Origin of the sequence: uncultured Parabacteroides sp. (assembly GCF_902493135.1) — a bacterium.
In the GTDB taxonomy this organism is placed as follows: Bacteria; Bacteroidota; Bacteroidia; order Bacteroidales; family Tannerellaceae; genus Parabacteroides.
On record NZ_CABUOD010000016.1, the window covers coordinates 38110 to 59076 of the forward strand.

Sequence of the window (20967 nt, forward strand, 5' to 3'; positions counted from 1 at the left end):
CATACTACCACTTACAAATCACCTGTACAACTTGATTTACAAATGGGACAAGAATAAAAATGCGATCTTGTTTTTCCCCTAAACACAAACAACATGAATCAATTAATTTATAGGAACTTACATTTTCCTTACAACACCTTAGTCCTACTGAGACTATGGTACGTAAGCCCGTTGTTCTTTATTGACAGCTTTTGATTATAAGCGTGTAATGGCGTTGATTCATGGTCGGTGTTCTTTGGTCGGAATAGGAAAATCCATAAAAGAAATTTAGGGAACTTAAGAAGTTTAATAATCGGTATCTTGTATCGCTTGAAATGTTTTTCTTGACCAAATCTGCCATAGTTATATATCTATTGCTTATATTTACAACCATTTTGATAGATAAGCTCGTCGATAGATTATTGACTTGTCACGTCTGCACAAGATCTGTTTATTTATTCCAAATACAAAAATGTATTTTTTGCACTGAAGAAGAAATGAGAAAATGGCGTATTGAAGACTCAGAAGAACTCTACAACATCACTGGTTGGGGTACTTCGTACTTTGGTATCAATGACAAAGGTCATGTAGTGGTAACTCCTCGTAAAGACGGCGTCGGTGTGGACCTGAGAGAGCTGGTCGACGAACTGCAATTACGGGATGTGGAGGCTCCTGTACTGATCCGTTTCCCGGATATTCTGGATAACCGTATTGAAAAGATAGCGAACTGCTTCAAGCAGGCTTCCGATGAATATGGTTATAAGGCGCAGAATTTCATTATCTATCCTATTAAAGTAAACCAGATGCGTCCGGTAGTGGAAGAGATTATCGGTCATGGCAAGAAGTTCAACTTAGGGTTGGAAGCCGGTTCCAAGCCGGAACTCCATGCGGTGATTGCGGTCAATACGGATTCGGATTCTTTGATTATCTGCAACGGTTACAAGGATGAAAGCTATATCGAACTGGCTTTGCTGGCACAGAAAATGGGCAAACGCATCTTTCTGGTTGTCGAGAAAATCAACGAACTGGCCTTGATCGCCAAGATGGCCAAGCAACTGAATGTCCGTCCGAATATCGGCATCCGTATCAAACTGGCTTCTTCCGGTAGTGGCAAATGGGAAGAGAGCGGGGGCGATGCCAGCAAGTTCGGGTTGACGTCCAGTGAATTGCTGGAAGCGCTTGATTTCCTGGTAAAGAAAGATATGGCAGATTGCCTGAAGCTGATCCATTTCCATATCGGTAGCCAGGTGACCAAGATACGCCGTATTAAAACGGCTTTGCGCGAAGCGTCGCAATTTTATGTACAACTACATGCGATGGGCTTCAATATCGAGTTTGTGGATATTGGCGGCGGACTGGGAGTCGATTACGACGGTACCCGTTCTTCCAATAGCGAGAGCAGCGTTAATTATTCGATCCAGGAATATGTGAACGACTCTATATCCACAATGGTCGATGTCAGTGACAAGAACGGTATCCCGCATCCGAATATCATAACCGAGAGCGGACGCTCGTTGACTGCCCATCATTCCGTCTTGATATTTGAAGTGCTGGAAACAGCCACGCTCCCCGAAATGGATGAGGAGTTCGAAGTGAGTGAATCCGACCATGAGCTTGTGCAGGAACTGTATGAGATCTGGGATAAGCTGAATCAGAGCCGTATGTTGGAAGCTTGGCACGATGCGCAACAGATACGCGAGGAGGCGTTGGATTTGTTCAGTCATGGCATTGTCGATTTGAAGACCCGCGCTCAGATCGAGCGGTTGTATTGGTCTGTGACGCGCGAGATCAGCCAGATCGCTTCCGGTCTGAAACATGCTCCGGATGAGTTCCGTAAACTGGACAAGCTGTTGGCTGATAAGTATTTCTGCAATTTCTCCCTTTTCCAGTCTTTGCCGGACTCTTGGGCGATCGATCAGATTTTCCCGATCATGCCTATCCAACGGTTGGACGAACGGCCTGACCGGACGGCGACTTTGCAGGATATAACCTGCGATTCGGATGGCAAGATCGCTAACTTTATTTCGACACGCAATGTTTCTCATGATCTGCCGGTACATTCGCTGAAAGGGAAAGAGGCTTATTATATCGGTGTCTTTCTGGTGGGAGCCTATCAGGAAATTCTGGGAGACATGCACAATCTCTTCGGCGATACGAATGCCGTGCATGTGACGGTGGATGAGAAGGACTACAACATCGAACAGGTCATCGACGGAGAAACGGTTGCCGAAGTGCTTGATTATGTCCAGTATAATCCTAAAAAACTGGTGAGGACGCTGGAAACCTGGGTGACTAAGTCCGTAAAGGAAGGCAAGATTTCGGTGGAAGAAGGCAAGGAGTTCCTTTCCAACTATCGTTCCGGCTTGTATGGATACACTTATTTAGAGTAACCGATAATAGTCCGATAGGAAGAAAGCCTGTTAGGTATCCCAGTCGCTGAATTCGAAACTGAGTTGTTCCCAGCGGGCTTTCTCTTCGTTCTTTTCGTAAGGATTGGAGACCGAAAGTCCGATCAGGCGAATCGGGTGGGTCGTATATTCGATGTCTTTCAACAATCCTTTGGCTAAAGGTAGTATTTCGGCTAACGTGGTCAGTTCGTGGCTTTGGGTGATACTTCGGGTCTTTTGGTTGAAATCATGGAATTTAATCTTTAGAGTGAGAGTGTTCCCTTTGAAACCGGTTCGTTGCAGCCGTTCGATCAGTTCGGTTGCAACATGATATAATTCGATGATGACGGACGATTGCCGGGAAATGTCTTTTTCCAGCGTATGTTCGCACCCCACGGATTTACGGATACGGACAGCCTCGACCGGGCGCAGGTCTATCCCTCTTGAAAACTCATAATATAGAACGCCGGCTTTACCGAATTGGCGGGTAAGCATTTCTTGTGAACATGCTCTCAGCTGTTCGCCATTGTGGATGCCCAATGTGTGCATCTTCTGGGCGGTGACCGGTCCGATCCCCCAGAAGGATTCGATCGGCAGGTGCTTGATGAACTCTTCCGCCTGGGACGGATGGATGGTGCAAAGTCCGTCCGGCTTGCGGTAGTCGGAGGCGATTTTGGCCAAAAACTTATTATACGATACTCCTGCCGATGCCACCAGGTGCAACTCTTCCCGGATTTTTTGCTTGATCGCTTTGGCAATGTCGACGGCAAGGGGGATATTCTGTTTATTCTCGGTTACGTCGAGAAACGCCTCGTCCAGTGAAAGCGGTTCGATAATGTCCGTATATTCGTGGAAGATTTCGTGTATCTGGCGGGACACCGCTTTATAGACATCTATCCGTCCGGGAACAAAGGTGAGTTGCGGGCATAGACGTTTGGCCTTTTGTGACGACATGGCGGAGCGCACGCCGAATTTCCGGGCTTCGTAGCTTGCTGCCGCTACGACACCCCGTTCCTCCGCATGGCCGACTGCGAGCGGAATCCCGCGAAGTTCCGGATTATCCCGCTGTTCTACGGATGCGTAGAATGCGTCCATGTCGATATGTATGATCTTCCGTTCCATTACTATATAATATGATCGCGTATGCGTGTGGCATCTGTTTCTTTTTCATAATCCGTTTTCGTCTTCTTCATCCGTTAGTGAACCGATTTCGGGAAGGACGGCGCGTGCCTCCCTGTCGCTCAGAGTGTCCACATCTTTCAGTTTGCGCTGGATCGCACGTGTACGTGTCCCTAACACCTCTTCGATCTGCCCGCTGGCTGTCTGCAAGTTCTTCTGTGCTTTTTCCAGCATTCCGCCAACCTTCTCGAATTCTTTCTTTACCGCTCCCAAGATGGTCCATACCTCGCCGGAGTGTTTCTGGATCGCGAGCGTGCGGAATCCCATTTGCAGGCTGTTCAGGATGGCGGCAAGTGTTGTCGGACCGGTGACGACCACCTTATAGTTGCGCTGTAGTTCTTCCAGCAGGGAGGAACGGCGTACGACCTCCGCATAGATTCCTTCGAAAGGCAGGAACATGATGCCGAAGTCGGTGGTGGCGGGGGGAGCCAGATACTTGTCGGAAATATCCTTTGCCATCTTTTTAATGGTGGTTTCCAATAGCTTTCCGGCCGTCTCTATTGCTTGTGTGTCGGCATGATCGTATGCATCGAGCAGCTGTTCGTAGACGTCTTTGGGAAATTTTGCGTCTATCGGCAGATAGACAAATTCGCGGACATCGTCACGTCCCGGAAGTTTGACGGCAAACTCAACGACGGCATCCGATCCTTTGCGGGTATGCACGTTCGCCTCGTATTGTTCCGGCGCCAGGATTTGTTCGAGAAGCATGCTTAACTGGATTTCCCCGATGTTGCCGCGTGTCTTCACATTGCTGAGGACACGTTTCAAACCGCCGACATCTTGTGCCAACGTCTGCATTTCTCCGAGTCCTTTCTGTACGCTTTCCAATTGTTCGGTGACAAGACGGAAAGATTGTCCGATCCGGTCATTCAGTGTTTTTTGAAGTTTTTCATCCACTGTTATTCGTATTTCATCCAACCGCTTTTCCGTATTGGCGACCAACAGGCGTTGCTGTTCGTCCAGGTCGGCGAATTTTTCCCGTTGCAGATTGTTGAAAGAGGTAATGCCCCGTTCGAACGCTTCCCGGAATTCGCTCATGGAACGAGCCAGCTCTTCCCGGTTGTCACGGGCGACAATGCGCCCTTCCTCCCGGTTGAGGCGGAAGTCTTCCCGGAAGTTCTTTTCAATGCGTTCGAATGAACGTTGCATCTCGCCGAGCAGTCTTTTCAGTTCGTTTGCGGTATCTGAATTTTCTTTCCGGAAGCGGAAAACAAGCTGTAAGACAATGATAATAACAAGTAAGCAAATGATCAACCCATCCATATTCTTTCTATTTGGGTTCAAAGATAGGAAAAGACTGATCTTGCATAGTAATTAAAAAGAGTTAAATAGAAAAACTTTATTCAGATTCCTTTGTTTAAGTTATACAAAGCAGCTTATATTTGTAAGCCGCTTTTGATAGAGAACATAAAATACTACAAAAGATGGCAAAGATAACATTTAAAGGTAATGAAGTCAATACGAACGGTTCATTGCCCGCAGTTGGAGCGGAGGCTCCCGATTTTAAAGGTGTAAAGAGCGATTTATCCGAATTGCATCTGAAAGATCTAAAAGGTAAGAAAGTTGTGATTAACGTATTTCCGAGTTTGGACACTGCCGTGTGTGCCGCATCGGTAAGACGTTTTAATAAAGAAGCCGCTTCTCTTCCGAATACTGTGGTGCTTGCCGTGTCAAAGGATTTGCCTTTTGCGCAAGGACGTTTCTGTACCACGGAAGGTATCGATAAAGTGATTCCACTTTCTGCATTCCGTTGTTCTTGTTTTGAAAACGGGTACGGGATGCTGATGATCGATGGTCCGCTGAAGGGTTTGTTAGCCCGTGGCGTGATAGTTGTCGATGAAGCGGGTAAAGTTGTTTATGAGGAACTGGTTTCCGAAATAACAAACGAACCGAATTACGAAGCCGCAATCGCTTCGCTAAAAAACTAATTAAGTAGATTATTGTTTTTCATTGGTTAAAGTTAAGGGTTAGTGTAGGAGGCCGTCGGATGTGAATCCCGCGGCCTTCGTTTTTTTATATCAGAGTAGCGCCTGCGCACTTGGATGAAAGGACTTAAAGCGGTTCGCAGATTAATTTGTAACCGATCCCTCTTACGTTCAAGATCTTGATGCGAGGGTCTTTGTCCAGTTTATGGCGCAGCTTGGTGATGAAAACATGCAGGCTGCGCGTATTATAAAAACTGTCGTCTCCCCATAGGCTCAGCAGAATGTCCTTGCTGTAGACCGGCAGGTTCTCGTTTTCGCATAGGCGTTTCAATATTTCCGATTCTTTGTAGGAGAGCTTGTCGCTTTCGCCGGCCATCAGTAAGGTCTGGGCTTTCGGATAGAAAGTGTAAAGCCCGATCTCGTAGAATCCGGCTCTTTCTTCCTCCTGTTTGTTTTTGATGAGGAGGGCTTTGGTGCGGACGACCAGTTCGCGCAGGCTGAAAGGCTTGCGGACATAATCGTTTGCACCTAATTCGAAGCCGGAGACGATATCGTCTGTCGAGGAGCGGGCACTCAGGAAGAGCACGGGCACTTCCTTGTTTTCCTTTCGTATCCGCCGGATCATTTCGAACCCGTCTATTTCCGGCATCATGACATCCGCGATAATCAGGTCGGGAGCGTACTTGTAGAAACTGTCGATCCCCTGCAGGCCGTTTCCGGCTGTTATGACCCAGTAGCCTTCTTCTTCCAGTGCATCTTTGATGATCATGGATAGGCTTGCCTCGTCTTCAACTAATAATATCGATTTCTTATCTTTCATGCGTCTGCGGTAATGTGATTATGAAACAACTTCCCTTTCCGGGCTGGCTTTCTACCCGGATCGTACCGTTGTGCTTGTGTATCATGGTCCTGACATAAAACAGCCCGATGCCGTACCCTTTTACGGGAGGTCGCTTGCTGTTGGAAACCCGGTAGAATTTATCGAAGATATGCGCCAGGTGCTCTTCTTCTATTCCGATGCCGTTGTCGGTGATGCGGATGATGACCGAACCGTCGTGTTCTTCTGCCGCTATCCGGATTTGCGGATTATCACCGGAATATTTGACGGCATTGTCCAGGAGGTTGCTCAAGATGTTGTAAAGATGTGTTCTGTCGGCTTCCAGCATAATCCCGTCCGGCAGGAGTTCCCGCCCCACATGAAAAGGTTTGGAGGATTTGATGGCCTGTTGTCCGACGATTTTATCGAGCAGCTCGTTCAGGTCTACTCTTTCGTATTTGAGTTTGAAGTCCTTTTTATGTTCCAGGCTGAGTGAAAGGATCTGTTCGACCATGTTGCCGAGACGTTGCAGTTCCTCATGGCAGACATGCAGGTATTTGTTTGTCTTTTCTTTGTTTCCGGTTATGTTGTAATGGATCATCGCTTCGACTGCCGCATAGGTGATTGCTATCGGGGTTTTCAGTTCATGCGTGACATTGTGCGTAAAGTCATCCTTCAGTTGTTCCACTGTCTTCTGGTGGATCAGGAACCAGAACATATAAGCGAAAGAAAGGATCAGGATCAGCAGGATCAGGAATGAAGAGAACAGGATGCCCGACATCATCCGGATCGTATCCCACCGGGTCGGATCGGTGTAAACCAGATAAGCCTTTTTGTGATAGGTCGTGTATTCCCATTTGTGCAGGTCGTATTCTGCCCGGTCCAGGTTCGCCGGAACGGACGAGGCGAGGATGGAACTGTCTTCCAGATTCCATATTTCGGTATAATGGCGGATATACAGTCCTCTTTTTTGCAGATGGGAAGACAGGATACTGTCGAACTTCGCAAGGTCGACCGGTTTGACCGAGTCGATCACTTCATGCAAGGTCTGCTGCATCTGTAACCCTAATTCTCCTAACGAATTGAAATCGTGGCCGACCTCCACTGCCGTGCTTTTTAGCATTTTGTCCGCTTCGTTACGGAGGATCTGGCTCCGGTATCGGGGATGATAGATATTCGTATCCAAGGGCTGGACGCTCAGTTCGGGAATAACCGAATCCTTGTCCGTAAACCGGGTGCTGAGAGCCGCACCGCCTTTCGTATCGGCAATGACGGATGTCTCTCTCTGCCTGTGCGTGACCTTGCTGAGGAAATCGGCCCGGTCGAACAATTCGATATGATCTGCATTTTTGATCGCCATCCGGATCTCTTCCCGGTTCTGTTTTTGCCGGGAGTGGTAGAGCCCGGTTATCCAGAATAGCTGATAGATGAAGATGCCGGACAACGACAGGATGACGAGAATGATTACATATTTGAACGAAGATTTCATATAAACAAATGTAAGGAAAGTTTGTCTGATCCGGTTCATTTGGTAAGACTAAATAACATTAGGATCGGGGGATGTTATATAGTCTTACGAAAGAAAGGAGATGTTTGGAACTATCGTTTCCGTATGCAACCTTTACCCGAAAAAAGAATACGATGAAACACATTTGTTATTATGTATGGATTGGATTTTTACTTGTCCGAATGCCTATGTGGGGCCAAAGTACGGCGAAACAGGAGCAGATTCTTGTGAACGACAGCATAACGGTCGATCTGCCGGAAGTCTTTGTAAAGGCGGAACGACCGTTGGTAAAAGTGTCGGAAGGAAAATTGCAGTATGATATTCCGAACCTGGTCAAGGACAAGCCGGTCGCCACGGCTTTCGATGTGATAGGCGAATTACCCGGCGTGCGGAAAGAAGGGGATGATATCTCGGTTATCGGGACCGCATCTACGGCTATCTTGATCAACGGGCGTAAAAGTTCGATGACGGCGGAGCAACTGGCCGACATGCTTAAGTCGGTCTCTTCCTCCAAAGTCAGGCAGATAGATGTGATGTACAGCACGCCTCCCCGGTTCGGTGTGAAAGGGGCTTCCATCAATGTCATAATGGAGAATGAGAAATCTTTAAAAGATGTCTTGAAAGGGGAACTCTCGTTGACGGGCGAACAGGGATATTTCTTTTCCCCCTCCGGAGGGGCGAACCTGTCGTATGTGGGAAAAAGCTTTTCGGCCGATATTTCCTATTCCGCCTCCTATGACCGCGGCCGACAGGAGGAAGATATGTTTGCACGGCCGACAGTAAACGGGCAGCCGTATGACATCCGGCAGGATGATTGGTATGATTTTGTGAACTTATCTCATAATATAAGGGGAGCATTCGATTTTGATCTGAAGAACAAGGACCGGTTGTCCGTTTCCTATACGGGACGTTTTTACGATCCAGACAAAATATCGAGGAGAGGGGCTTCTACCGATTTTGTCGGTATCCAGCGGGTAGAAACGGAACTGGAATTGTCCGGTGCTTCCGACCTGCATAATGCCCGGATCGATTATGTCAGTCACAAGGGATTCAATGCCGGGATGGATTATACTTTCTATAAGAATAACGATATGCAACACTTGGTGAATGATTTTGAGAAAGAAGACGAACAGACGATTTCTACCTTGTCTTCCCAGCGGGTACGACGTGGAAACCTGTATATAAACGACAGTCGTAAGTTGGAAAAAGGATGGGTATTGAATTACGGAGCGGATGCCTCCTTGTCGGATACGCACAACGAATCCAGCCAGTCGGTCGACAGGGAAATAGCGGCGGAAGGAACGTTCCGGCTGAAACAAAAGGACTATTCGGTAGGAGGTTTTGCCGGTTTTACCAAGTCGCTCGGAAAGAAGATTTCGCTGGATGCCTCCGTTTCCTTGCAGTACTACAAGGCATCTGTCGATTCTGCCGGTAAGAAGAAAACATTGTGGAACAGGGTGAGCCTCTTCCCGCAGCTTAATTTTACTTATAAGGTGCATCCGTCCGGCATGCTGATGCTCTCGTTCTCCAGTGATAAGTCGTATCCGTCCTATTGGATGACGACTCCTAATACTTATTACATGAATGTGTATAGCTCCATGATCGGCAATCCGGACTTGAAACCGCAACTTTCCTATTCCATGCAACTGAATTATATCTTCAAAAGCAAATATGTATTCGGCCTGTTTGCCAATATCCAGCCCGATAAAATACACCAGATGACGTACCAGCGCCACGATGCGTTGAGGTCCGTCTTCCAGACGGTGAATATGGATATCTACAATATGTTCGGAGCGGTTGCCGTCGTCCCTTTCAGGCCTTTTGATTTTATGAGCTCCAGGCTGACGTTGATGGGTTGTGCCATTCATAACAAGGGGGTACTCTATGATGTCTCTTTCGACCGCAAGAAACTGTTTGGCCGGGCTGAACTGAACACTACCTTCTACTTGACCAAGGACCGGAACTTATCGTTGGAGTTGCGGGGCTATTGTATCTCTCCGGTTATACAGGGACTATATGATATCGATCTGATATACAATGTGTCGGCCGGTCTGGCCTGGACATTCGCGAAAAAGAAGATGCGCCTGACGGTTCGGGGCAATGATTTGTTCGAGGGAGCCAATCCCGTCACCCATGTGGATGAACAGGGACAGAAAAGCCGGATGAAACTGTGGCAGGATAGCCGGAATGTGACACTGACATTACGGTATAGTTTCGGTGGCTATAAAGAGAAAAAGGCAAAAGAGGTGGACACTTCGCGTTTGGGGACGGGGATCTGACAGGCCTGCTGCCCACACTGATGCTGGTCCGTTTTGCCTTGATCAATATCGATGAATTCGATTCGGTCAGTGCCGCTAACCAGAGCTTTTGAAGCAATAATTCTGTAACTTTGCCGGCAAAGTAAGGAATAAGCTTTTTATATATACGATAAATTATGAACAAAAAGATACTTCAGTTAGCGCTTCCCTCTATTGTTTCCAATATAACGGTTCCTCTGTTGGGACTGGTCGATGTGGCGATCGTCGGGCATTTGGGAGCCGCTTCCTATATCGGGGCGATCGCGGTAGGAGGAATGTTGTTCAATATTATTTACTGGCTGTTCGGTTTCCTGCGGATGGGAACGAGCGGGATGACGTCGCAGGCTTTGGGGAGACGGGATCTCCGGGAGGTCACGAGGGTTTTGTTTCGGTCGGTCGGTGTCGGGATGTTGATTTCTATGGCTTTGCTTCTGCTCCAGTATCCGATACGGTCAATAGCTTTCTTCTTGTTGGATACGACGGACGAGGTGGAGCGCTTGGCTACCTTATATTTCAATATTTGTATTTGGGGCGCACCGGCCGTGTTGGGGTTGTATGGTTTCTCCGGCTGGTTTATCGGAATGCAGAATTCCCGTTTCCCGATGTTTATTGCGATCACCCAGAATGTCGTGAATATCGTGGCGAGCCTGATCTTTGTTTTTGTGTTCGGCATGAAGGTGCAAGGGGTTGCGACGGGAACGTTGATCGCCCAATATGGGGGCTTCGGGATGGCTGTATTCCTGTGGTACGCATTCTACCGGAAGCGGCTGGATGTCCGTATTTGCTGGCAGGAGGTCATGGATAAGGTCGCCATGCGCCGTTTCTTCCTGGTGAATGGCGATATTTTCTTTCGTACGCTTTGCTTGGTGGCGGTTACTACATTTTTTACTTCTACGGGTGCAAGACAAGGGGATATCGTTTTGGCCGTTAATACGTTGCTGATGCAGCTGTTTACGCTTTTCTCCTATATCATGGACGGTTTTGCCTATGCGGGCGAGGCTTTGGCGGGACGTTATATCGGCGCCCGGAACCGAGTAGCCCTCAGCCGGATGATCCGTTTGCTGTTTGGCTGGGGGATCGGGCTGTCTCTTTCGTTTACGTTGCTTTATGGAGTAGGGGGGAAAGATTTTCTGTCTCTTCTGACAAATGATCCTGCGGTCATCCAAGAGGCCGGAACCTATTTCTATTGGGTACTGGCCGTCCCGTTTGCCGGCTTTGCCGCTTTTCTTTGGGACGGCATCCTGATCGGGGCGACGGCCACCCGCCTGATGCTTTATTCGATGTTGGTCGCTTCCGGCACTTTCTTTTTGATCTATTACCTCTTTTTCGGGATGATGGGCAATCATGCATTATGGATGGCGTTCCTGGCTTATTTATTCTTGCGTGGCATCATGCAATGGATATTATGGCATCGATCGGCTTAATACGGTCCTAAACATAAGAGAAAAGCCGGAAATCAAGAGAAGATATCCGGCTTTTTTGAAAAATATACGCTCTATTATTGTCTGTAGTTTGCTAATTCGTCAGCATTGAAACTGTTGATGAAACTGCAGTGTTTTTCAACTTCCGCTTCGACATAGTTCAGATATACGACAGCCGATTTGGCGAACAATTCGGGAGCCTTTGTCGCATCCTGGATCAGGAGGTGGGCCATGATGCAGTCGGCAGCCATTTCCATCAACCGGCGGGCAACGAAGTCGAGCAGTTCCTGGTTCTGGGTTTCCTTCACCTTGTTCATGCAGGCTTCGAACTTATCGGCCATTTCAACCAGGCGTGCTTTCAGCGGTTCCATTTCCGGAGAGCAGGGGATTGCTTCGAATTCGCGGATGGTGGCCAGGTAAGAACCGTTTGTCACGTAACGGATGGCTGCAACCGTCTGCAACTGTGTCGTTCCCTCATAGATGGAGGTGATGCGGGCATCGCGGTAGATACGTTGGCAGGCATATTCCAGCATGAAACCGGAACCACCATGAATCTGGATACAGTCGTATGCATTCTGGTTGGCATATTCGGAGTTCATGCCTTTTGCCAGCGGAGTGAAAGAGTCGGCTAATTTGGCATATTTCTTCTGTTCCTGGCGTTCTTCCGGTGTCAACTTGCGTTCACGTGCGATGTCGTCCAGCGCTTTGTAGATATCCACATAGCGGGAAGTCTGGTACAGTAACGCACGGCCGGCATCCAGCTTCGCTTTCATGATAGACAACATGTCGTACACAGCCGGGAAGTCGATAATCGCTTTGCCGAACTGCTTGCGTTCTTTGGCGTATGCCAGACCTTCGTTGTAGGCGGCCTGGCTCAGACCGACAGATTGTGCGGCGATACCCAGACGGGCACCGTTCATCAGCGCCATTACATATTTGATCAAACCTAACTTGCGGTCCCCGCAAAGTTCGGCTTTCGCGTTCTTGTAAACCAGTTCGCAAGTAGGAGAACCGTGGATACCCAACTTGTTTTCGATTCGGCGGACATCGACGCCTCCCTGACGTTTGTCATAGATGAACATGGACAAGCCGCGTCCGTCTTTCGTTCCTTCTTCCGAGCGGGCCAGAACCAGATGAAGGTCAGCATCCCCGTTTGTGATGAAACGTTTCACTCCGTTCAGCAACCAGCAATTTTCTTTTTCGTCGAAAGTAGCTTTCAGCATCACGGACTGCAAGTCGGAACCGGCATCCGGCTCCGTCAAGTCCATGGACATCGTTTCTCCGGCGCAGATACGCGGGATGAAACGGCTGTGCTGGTCTTCGTTTCCGAATTCATATAATGTTTCGATACAATCCTGCAACGACCAGATGTTTCCGAATCCGGCATCGGCGGCGGCCACGATTTCGGCGCACATGGTGTACGGCGTGATCGGGAAGTTCAAACCGCCGAAACGGCGCGGCATCGTCATACCGTTCAGGCCGGCTTTCACCATTGCATCCAGGTTCTGCTTGGTCCCGGAAGCGTATTCCACACGTCCGTTTGCGCAGTGAGGACCTTCTTCGTCGACACCTTCGGCATTGGGGGCAATGATTTCGCCTGTGATTTCGCCTGTGATTTCAAGCACTTTGTCGAACGAGTCCATCGCATCGGCATAATCCTGCGGTGCATAGTCGAACTCTTCTTTATCTCTGTAATTGCGTTCTTTCAGTTCGCAAATACGTTCCATCATCGGATTGTTCAAGTGATACTTGAGTTCCGGAATGTCTGTATAATAATTTGCCATCTCTTTACTTGCTGTTCTGTTTGTAATACTTAATCATCTTCGGGATCACTTCTTCCACGGTGCCGTTGATCACGTAGTCGGCAATCGTGTTGATCGGAGCGTTCTCGTCGTTGTTGATAGAGATGATGATACCTGCATCCTGCATACCTGCGATGTGCTGGATCTGTCCGGAGATACCGCAAGCGATATACAGTTTCGGACGGACTGTCACACCTGTCTGGCCGATCTGGCGGTCATGGTCGCAGAAACCGGCGTCAACGGCAGCACGGCTGGCGCCCACTTCGGCATGAAGTTCCTTGGCCAGTTCGAACAACATATCGAAACCTTCCTTGGACCCCATTCCGTAGCCGCCGGCTACAACGATCGGGGCACCTTTCAGGTTGTGTTTGGCCTTTTCTACGTGGCGGTCGATGACCTTTACGACATAATCCGTTTCCGGAACATATTTGGCGACGTCGTGTATTACCACTTCGCCTTTATAATCGGCGTCCAGAATTTCTTTTTTCATCACGCCTTCGCGTACAGTCGCCATCTGAGGACGGTGTTCCGGGTTGATGATCGTCGCCACGATGTTACCGCCGAACGCGGGGCGGATCTGGTATAACAGGTTCTCGTATGTCTGACCTGCTCTCTTGTCTTCGTGCGAACCGATTTCGAGGGAAGTACAGTCGGCAGTCAGGCCGCTCGTCAGTGCAGAAGAAACACGGGGACCTAAGTCGCGGCCGATAACCGTTGCTCCCATCAGGCAGATCTGCGGTTTTTCTTCTTTGAACAGGTTGATCAGAACAGAGGAGTGAGGAAGGGAAGTGTACGGGAACAGGCCCGGGGCATCGAAAACATGCACCTTGTCCACACCATAAGGCATCACCTGCTTTTCAATTCCTTCCAGTCCGGAACCGGCTACGATGGCTTCGAGTTGGCAGTTCAACTGATTGGCTAACTTGCGACCTTTGGTCAGCAGTTCGAGGCTTACATCGGCAACCGTCGTACCTTCAAGCTCACAATATACAAATACGTTATTCATAATCTTATCCGATAGTGTGGTTAGCTAACAGTTCAACAATCAAATCTTCCACATCCTTGTCCGAGCCGGTCAGCGTCTTGCTTTCCTTTGCCTGGAACACGATGTTTTGAATGGCTTTCACCTTTGTCGGCGAACCGGACAAACCGCATTGTGCAAGATCTCCGTTCACATCGGCAACACTCCATTCAGGAATATTCAGGTACGGACGTTTTTCATACAGTTCAGGGTATGACAGCGCCGATACGCCTTCCGGATGGCAAGCGGGAGCGGGAGCTTTTTCCTGTGCGCCCAATGCCCGTTTGTATTTCATCACCAACTTGGCGTTACGCGGACGGCAGGGGGCGGCCGAACCATTGACCGTGATCACGATAGGCAGCGGGCCTTCTACTGTTTCGACACCGCCATCGATATGCCGTTTTACTGTGATGCTGCGATTCTTCTCGTCTACGTTCAGGATCTCTTCGGCATATGTGACCTGTGTCAATCCTAACTTTTCAGCAACTTGGGGGCCTACTTGTGCCGTATCGCCGTCGATAGCCTGGCGTCCTCCGATGATAATATCGTAGTCACCTATTTTCTTGATCGCTGTGGCAAGCGCATAAGACGTTGCCAACGTGTCGGCGCCGGCAAATGCACGGTCGGTCAGCAGATAACCACCGTCTGCTCCCCGGTATAAACCTTCACGAATAATTTCTGCAGCACGCCCCGGGCCCATTGTCAACAGGGTTACCGTAGTTCCCGGATAGGCGTCTTTCAAGCGGAGGGCTTGTTCTAATGCGTTCAGGTCTTCCGGGTTGAAGATTGCGGGAAGAGCGGCACGGTTGATAGTTCCGTCCTCTTTCATCGCATCCTTTCCCACATTGCGTGTGTCCGGGACCTGTTTCGCCAATACAATAATTTTTAAACTCATATTATAGGAATATTAGATTTCTATATTGGATATTTGTTTGAATTAACCTTCTGAATACTGACCTGCAAAAGTAATCAAACATTCTTTATATCAAAGAACTTTCGTTCGGAATCTGCACACTTTAGGTTTTTTTGAGCATATCCTTTCTTTTTACTTACCACCTTGCTAATCGCCATAATTTAGGCACAGATTACACGGAAAACACGGAAAGAAAATAAATTTATCCGTGTAAATCCGTGAAATCCGTGCCTGAAAGATTGTGATAAAAGTGCTTTGACTCCGTCTTGTCAAGTCGGAGTCAAGTAATTGGTTTGCACCGGTTTATATTAAATTTCACATGCGCAAAGTGTGGGGATCAGATTGCGGTCGCCATACGCATTGTCTACGCGGGCTACGTTGATCCAGAACTTGCTGTCGTGCAACCATTCCAGCGGGAAGGCGGCCTTGCTACGCGGATACTCGTGTTTCCATTCGTCGGCCGTTACTTCGTATTCGGGATGAGGAGCGTTCTTTAATACGTTGTCTTCCTTCGAAGCCTTGCCTTCTTCCACTTCCTTGATTTCGTTCCAGATACATTCCAGTACTTCGACGAAACGATCCAGTTCGGCTTTGCTTTCGCTTTCGGTCGGTTCGACCATCAGAGTGCCGTGAACCGGGAAGGAAAGGGTCGGCGCATGGTAGCCGAAATCCATCAGGCGCTTGGCGATATCGCCTTCATCGATGCCCGAACGTTCTTTTACCGTGCGGCATTCCAGGATCAGTTCGTGACCGACGCGCCCTGTGGCACCTGTGTAAACGATTCCGTACGTGTCTTTGAATTTAGCCGCCAGGTAGTTCGCATTCAGGATCGCGGTCTTGGTGGCCGTTTCCAATCCTTCTGTTCCCAACATACGGATATAAGCGTATGTGATCGGCAGAATGCCCGCGCTACCGTATGGTGCTGCGGAGACTGTGTTCAGACCGTTGCCCCATAATACCGGATGTTGCGGCAGGAACGGGACGAGGTGCTCGGCAACGCAAATCGGACCGACGCCGGGACCGCCTCCTCCGTGAGGTGAAGAGAAGGTCTTATGCAGGTTCAGGTGGCAGACGTCTGCACCGATAGTACCCGGATTGGTCAGGCCGACCTGTGCGTTCATGTTGGCGCCGTCCATATAGAGCTGACCGCCGCAAGCGTGGACAATGTCGCACATTTCCTTGATGTCCACTTCGAAGATACCGTGAGTGGACGGATAGGTGATCATGCTGGCCGCCAGGTTGTCCTTGTTGGCTTCGGCTTTTGCCCGGAAATCATCCAGGTCGATATTACCATTGTCGTCACATTTTACCGTAACGGTCGTGAACCCGCACTGGATCGCACTTGCCGGGTTTGTACCGTGGGCGGAAGCCGGGAGCAGGACGATGTTGCGATGTCCCTGCCCGATGCTTTCCAGATAAGCCCGGATTACGCGCAAACCGGTATATTCACCGGCTGCCCCGGAATTCGGTTGCAGCGTACAGCCTTTGAATCCGGTAATCTCGCACAGATAAGCCGATAAGTTTTCTATCAGTTCCTTATAGCCTTCCACCTGGTCTTCCGGCGCATACGGATGTATATTCATGAATTCCGGGCGGCTGAGCGGAAGCATGGTCGATGCCGGATTCAGTTTCATCGTACAAGAACCTAAGGAGATCATGGATTGGGCCAATGAAACATCCTTGCGTCCCAAACGGGTGATGTAACGCATCAGCTCCGTTTCGGTATGATATTTCTTGAATACGTCTTCTTGCAGGAATTCGGAAGTACGGGCGAACTTCGGATCGAAATAAGTCTTTTCGGGAACGGCTTCTTTCAGCATGTAATCCTTTCCGGCTGCCCCTGCGAAGATATACAGCAATACGCCGATATCGGTCGGTCCGGTCGTTTCGTCCAAGCTGATGCCGATCTGTCCGGCTTCGAAATAACGCAAGTTCACCTTGCATTCCAATGCGATCTCGCGGAGTGCATTGATGGATACATGTTCCGGCAATTGGACTTTCAGTGTGTCGAAATAGTCTTTGTTCAGTTGCTTGTAGCCCAGCTTCTCCAGTTCTCCAGCCAGGAAACCGGCCGAAGCATGGATACGGCCTGCGATGTTCTTCAAGCCTTCGGCACCGTGGTAAACAGCGTAGAAACCTGCCATCGTGGCCAGCAAGGCTTGAGCGGTACAGATATTGGAGGTAGCCTTTTCACGTTTGATATGCTGTTCGCGTGTTTGCAAAGCCAAGCGGTAAGCCGCGTGTCCATAGGCATCTTTGGAAATGCCGATGATACGTCCGGGGATGGAACGCTTGTATTCGTCTTTCGTAGCGAAGAATGCGGCGGACGGGCCCCCGTAGAACATCGGGATGCCGAAACGCTGGCTGCTCCCGAATACGACGTCTGCCCCCCATTCTCCCGGAGGTGTCAGCAAGACGAGGCTCATCAGGTCGGCGGCAACGGCGACACGTGCTCCGCCGGCATTGGCACGCACGATAAATTCTTTATAATCTTCAATCGAACCGTCGGCATTCGGATACTGGACGATCGCCCCGAATACGTCCGGAGTGAATTCGAATGTCTTGTAATCGCCCGTAACCACCTTGATGCCTTGCGGGATCATACGGGTGTTGATAACGGCCAGTGTAGAGGCGAATACGTTTTCGTCGACAAACAACGTATTGGCTCCGGCTTTCACCTGTGCCCGGCTCCGGCTTCCGTGGAACATGGTTGCCGCTTCGGCGGCAGCTGTCGCTTCATCCAGCAGGGAACAGTTAGCCAGCGGCAGGCCGGTCAGTTCGGCGATAACGGTCTGGAAATTCAACAATGCCTCCAGGCGTCCTTGTGAAACTTCTGCCTGGTACGGGGTGTAGGAAGTGTACCAAACCGGGTTTTCGAATACGTTACGCTGGATAGGCGCCGGACAAACCGTATCATACCAGCCCATTCCGATATAAGAAGTGAAGACTTCGTTCTTGGAAGCCAGTTCCGAGATGTGCTCTGCGAACTCGCGTTCCGTCATGGGTTCGGGAAGGTTGAGCGGCTCTTTCAAACGGATGTCGGACGGGATGGTCTGATCGATCAGTTCGTCAACCGACTTGACGCCGATGGCTTGCAGCATGGAAGGGATGTCTTCTGCCGAAATGCCGACGTGGCGGTTTACAAATTTATTAGTGTCCATAATATTATGAATTATGATTTATGAATTATGAATTGTCTTTTAATTCTTAATTGTCAATTATAAATAGGGGTTATTAAACTTTTCATCGATGACTCTTGTCTCCGGTCCGTGTCCCGGGTAGATTACCGTCTCGTCGGGAAGCGAAAGGAGCTTGTCGCGGATGGCGGCAACCAATACTTCCTGGTTTCCGCCCCAAAGGTCGGTACGGCCGATACTCCCGGCAAACAGTGCATCGCCGACGATCGCGAAGCCGTTCTTTTTGTTATAGAAAGCGACACTGCCGGGCGAGTGGCCGGGAACAGTCAGCACTTGCAGTTCGGATGTGCCGAACTTGATGATTTCGCCTCCTACGATATATTTTTCAACCGGGACGTTCTCGACATGCTGACGAAGTCCGAACAACTTGGCCTGTTCGTCGGGAGAGGGCAGTTTCTGGACATCCAGCTTGTTCGCTTCGGGTTTCAAACCGTATGTCTTATGTATAAAACCGTTTCCGAACACGTGATCCACGTGCAGGTGCGTGCAGAGCAAATGTTTTAATGTCAACTTGTTTTCGAGGATAAAGTCGGTTATCTCCTTTTCCTCTTCCTTGCGGCAGCAGCCACAATCGATCAGCACGGCTTCGCGTGTATCATCATACAGCAGGAATGTATTTTCCTGGAAATAATTGAACTCGAACGATTTTATTGTAATCATAACGGTACGTAAACAACTTTTTTAGTTTTGAAAAATTCTTCTTTAAAATGGTCACTCAGGTTGAGGCTGACAGCTTGCTTGCGGAATGGCAATATTTCTTGCTGCAACTCTCCTCCCTTCAAACAAATCAAACCATTGGGAAGTGCATTTTGTTGTTCCTTTTTTATATTCTTACGAGCAATTTTTACCAGATCGGCCAGCGGCATGACGGCGCGGCTCACGACAAAGTCGAACATTTGTTTTTCCTCTTCGGCGCGGCAATGGCGGAAAGTGACGTTTTTCAGGCCGATCGCTTCGGCGACAGCTTGTCCGACTTTGATCTTTTTCCCGATGCTGTCTACCAAATGAAACTGTACTTCCGGAAGCAGGATCGCAAGTGGTATGCCGGGAAAACCTCCTCCCGTACCGATATCCATAACTGTCGATCCTTCTTTGAATTTCATCATTTTCAAAATGCCGAGCGAATGAAGCACGTGGTGCAGGTACAGGTTCTCTATATCTTTGCGTGAAATTACATTGATCTTGGAATTCCAGTCTGAATATAAGTCAAACAAGGCATCTATCTGTACCTTTTGCGCATCGGTCAGCGTTGGAAAGTAAGACTTTAGAATTGTCAATTGACAATTGACAATTGACAATTGGGGGAGTGTTGTATTGTCGTTCATTTATGAATTATATTTATTTCCTTTGAATGGTTAATTGCCCATTGTCAATTGATATATCGGACTGTCTTTCTTCAATAGATATTGGATTTCCGTGTAGGGTAAGAACACGTTTGTTTCTCTTACCACGTAAGCGGCGATCTCATATTCGTTAAAGGTATATGTGATGCCGTCTCCGTCAACCAGGAAATTACCGTTCGGAAAGATCTCTTCGACACTGAAGAAGCCGATGTTTTCCAGGTCTTTCGCATTCTCCACCTTGTTCTGTTTGGCAATATGGTCGATCAATATCTGTGCGAGGCTGTCCTGGAAGTTCTCGATGAAAATATCTTCTTCCGTGATGGCGTTGCCTGTTTTCAGGTTGATTACATGGTTGTTGTAGGCATGCGAACCGTGTGCGCCGCCTGTATAATTTTCGAAACTTACGGTATAGCTCAGGATGTCATTCTGGTTGTAGACGATTTCATCCGACGACATTTCGAAATAAGAGAACCAGGCTCCGACCGGCAGATCGTCTTTCTTTTCCAAATCCGCCTTGAAATCGGCTTCCAGCTCTTTATAGTTGTTCAGATAATCTTCCGTGTATTTGGCGGCCGCCTCTTCCGGGGTCAGGCCTTCGTAATTCTCGCCGAAGTAGGAAAGGACGAAGTCATTTTGTATCTTTTTCAGAATTTCTTTATTGGAAAATTGGGCTGGATAGGTGAAGTTCAATTGCAGGTTGCAATTGGGATTATCGGGATTATCCAGCAGATGATAGGTCCTATCCACCCGGATAGAATCGAATTTGATATCATTATCGGCCGTCCGTTTTTTGTTGGTATTGCAACCGGTTATGATCATTGCTAAAAAGAAAAGCGCTATCAGGCTTTTACCAATTTGTGTACTCATCGGAATCATAGATTTTAGATAATACTTTTAGATGCAAATGTAAGCTATTATCTTGTAATAAACGAATGGCAGGTTTCTTTTTTCAACTTCGGCCACATCAAAATGATATGGGCAGGCCACTTTTTTGATACGTGATAAACCCTGTTTTTCCCGTAAAAAAATACAATATTCCCCTCTAAAAACCAATAAATGAGTATGTCGTTGATATTTAGTTGATTGCTGAATTATGTGTTTCTTAAAAAATATTACCCGCAAGGGAAATTTGAGATAAACGGGGTAGAAAAACAAAATATATGCCATGCTGTTTCGATT

The 20967-nt window shown here is 48.5% G+C and carries 15 protein-coding genes; 4 read left to right on the plus strand and 11 right to left on the minus strand.

From position 1 onward, the window contains the following. Nucleotides 1-476 precede the first annotated feature (476 nt). Nucleotides 477-2369, plus strand: coding sequence for a biosynthetic arginine decarboxylase (gene speA / locus RDN79_RS09230; protein WP_298551126.1), 1893 nt, complete (start codon nucleotides 477-479; stop codon nucleotides 2367-2369). A 30-nt stretch (nucleotides 2370-2399) separates the two neighbouring features. Here speA and dinB read toward each other — a convergent pair whose 3' ends face one another. Continuing rightward, nucleotides 2400-3488, minus strand: coding sequence for a DNA polymerase IV (dinB, locus tag RDN79_RS09235; RefSeq protein WP_298551128.1), 1089 nt, complete (start codon nucleotides 3486-3488; stop codon nucleotides 2400-2402). Between the two features lie 45 nt (nucleotides 3489-3533). Further along, nucleotides 3534-4808: a DNA recombination protein RmuC gene (locus RDN79_RS09240; protein WP_298551130.1), complete on the minus strand. Its 1275-nt coding sequence runs from the start codon at nucleotides 4806-4808 to the stop codon at nucleotides 3534-3536. Nucleotides 4809-4969: 161 nt separating this feature from the next. Between RDN79_RS09240 and tpx the strand changes: the two genes are divergently transcribed. Continuing rightward, entirely contained in the window at nucleotides 4970-5473 is a 504-nt protein-coding gene (gene tpx / locus RDN79_RS09245; RefSeq protein ID WP_298551132.1) for a thiol peroxidase, read from the plus strand. Nucleotides 5474-5597: 124 nt separating this feature from the next. Here tpx and RDN79_RS09250 read toward each other — a convergent pair whose 3' ends face one another. Beyond that, a complete protein-coding gene (locus RDN79_RS09250; protein WP_298551134.1) occupies nucleotides 5598-6290 on the minus strand; it encodes a response regulator transcription factor in 693 nt (230 codons plus the stop codon). Continuing rightward, nucleotides 6280-7776: a cell wall metabolism sensor histidine kinase WalK gene (locus RDN79_RS09255; protein WP_298551136.1), complete on the minus strand. Its 1497-nt coding sequence runs from the start codon at nucleotides 7774-7776 to the stop codon at nucleotides 6280-6282. Before RDN79_RS09255 ends, RDN79_RS09250 begins: the two co-directional genes overlap by 11 nt. 206 nt (nucleotides 7777-7982) lie before the next feature. Between RDN79_RS09255 and RDN79_RS09260 the strand changes: the two genes are divergently transcribed. Together RDN79_RS09260 and RDN79_RS09265 are read left to right on the plus strand one after the other, a co-directional pair. Beyond that, nucleotides 7983-10073, plus strand: a complete 2091-nt coding sequence (locus tag RDN79_RS09260) for an outer membrane beta-barrel family protein (protein ID WP_308573174.1) — start codon at nucleotides 7983-7985, stop codon at nucleotides 10071-10073. 155 nt (nucleotides 10074-10228) lie between these two features. Next, nucleotides 10229-11515, plus strand: coding sequence for an MATE family efflux transporter (locus RDN79_RS09265; RefSeq protein WP_298551139.1), 1287 nt, complete (start codon nucleotides 10229-10231; stop codon nucleotides 11513-11515). Nucleotides 11516-11589: 74 nt separating this feature from the next. Here the strand turns inward: RDN79_RS09265 and RDN79_RS09270 are convergent, their stop codons facing one another. The 7 genes from RDN79_RS09270 to RDN79_RS09300 form a co-directional block, all read right to left on the minus strand. Beyond that, nucleotides 11590-13296, minus strand: a complete 1707-nt coding sequence (locus tag RDN79_RS09270) for an acyl-CoA dehydrogenase family protein (RefSeq protein ID WP_298551141.1) — start codon at nucleotides 13294-13296, stop codon at nucleotides 11590-11592. Nucleotides 13297-13300: 4 nt separating this feature from the next. Continuing rightward, nucleotides 13301-14320 carry an electron transfer flavoprotein subunit alpha/FixB family protein gene (locus RDN79_RS09275; protein ID WP_298551143.1) on the minus strand — a complete coding sequence of 340 codons (1020 nt, stop codon included), beginning with the start codon at nucleotides 14318-14320 and terminating at the stop codon, nucleotides 13301-13303. Between the two features lie 4 nt (nucleotides 14321-14324). Then, nucleotides 14325-15230 carry an electron transfer flavoprotein subunit beta/FixA family protein gene (locus tag RDN79_RS09280; protein WP_122131544.1) on the minus strand — a complete coding sequence of 302 codons (906 nt, stop codon included), beginning with the start codon at nucleotides 15228-15230 and terminating at the stop codon, nucleotides 14325-14327. A gap of 326 nt (nucleotides 15231-15556) precedes the next feature. Further along, nucleotides 15557-18409 carry an aminomethyl-transferring glycine dehydrogenase gene (gene gcvP, locus RDN79_RS09285; protein WP_298551147.1) on the minus strand — a complete coding sequence of 951 codons (2853 nt, stop codon included), beginning with the start codon at nucleotides 18407-18409 and terminating at the stop codon, nucleotides 15557-15559. Nucleotides 18410-18466: 57 nt separating this feature from the next. Beyond that, nucleotides 18467-19105, minus strand: a complete 639-nt coding sequence (locus RDN79_RS09290) for an MBL fold metallo-hydrolase (RefSeq protein WP_298551149.1) — start codon at nucleotides 19103-19105, stop codon at nucleotides 18467-18469. Beyond that, a complete protein-coding gene (gene rsmG, locus RDN79_RS09295; protein ID WP_298551151.1) occupies nucleotides 19102-19770 on the minus strand; it encodes a 16S rRNA (guanine(527)-N(7))-methyltransferase RsmG in 669 nt (222 codons plus the stop codon). Before rsmG ends, RDN79_RS09290 begins: the two co-directional genes overlap by 4 nt. Before the next feature lie 30 nt (nucleotides 19771-19800). Continuing rightward, a complete protein-coding gene (locus RDN79_RS09300) occupies nucleotides 19801-20655 on the minus strand; it encodes a DUF3298 and DUF4163 domain-containing protein (protein WP_298551153.1) in 855 nt (284 codons plus the stop codon). Nucleotides 20656-20967: the final 312 nt, after the last annotated feature.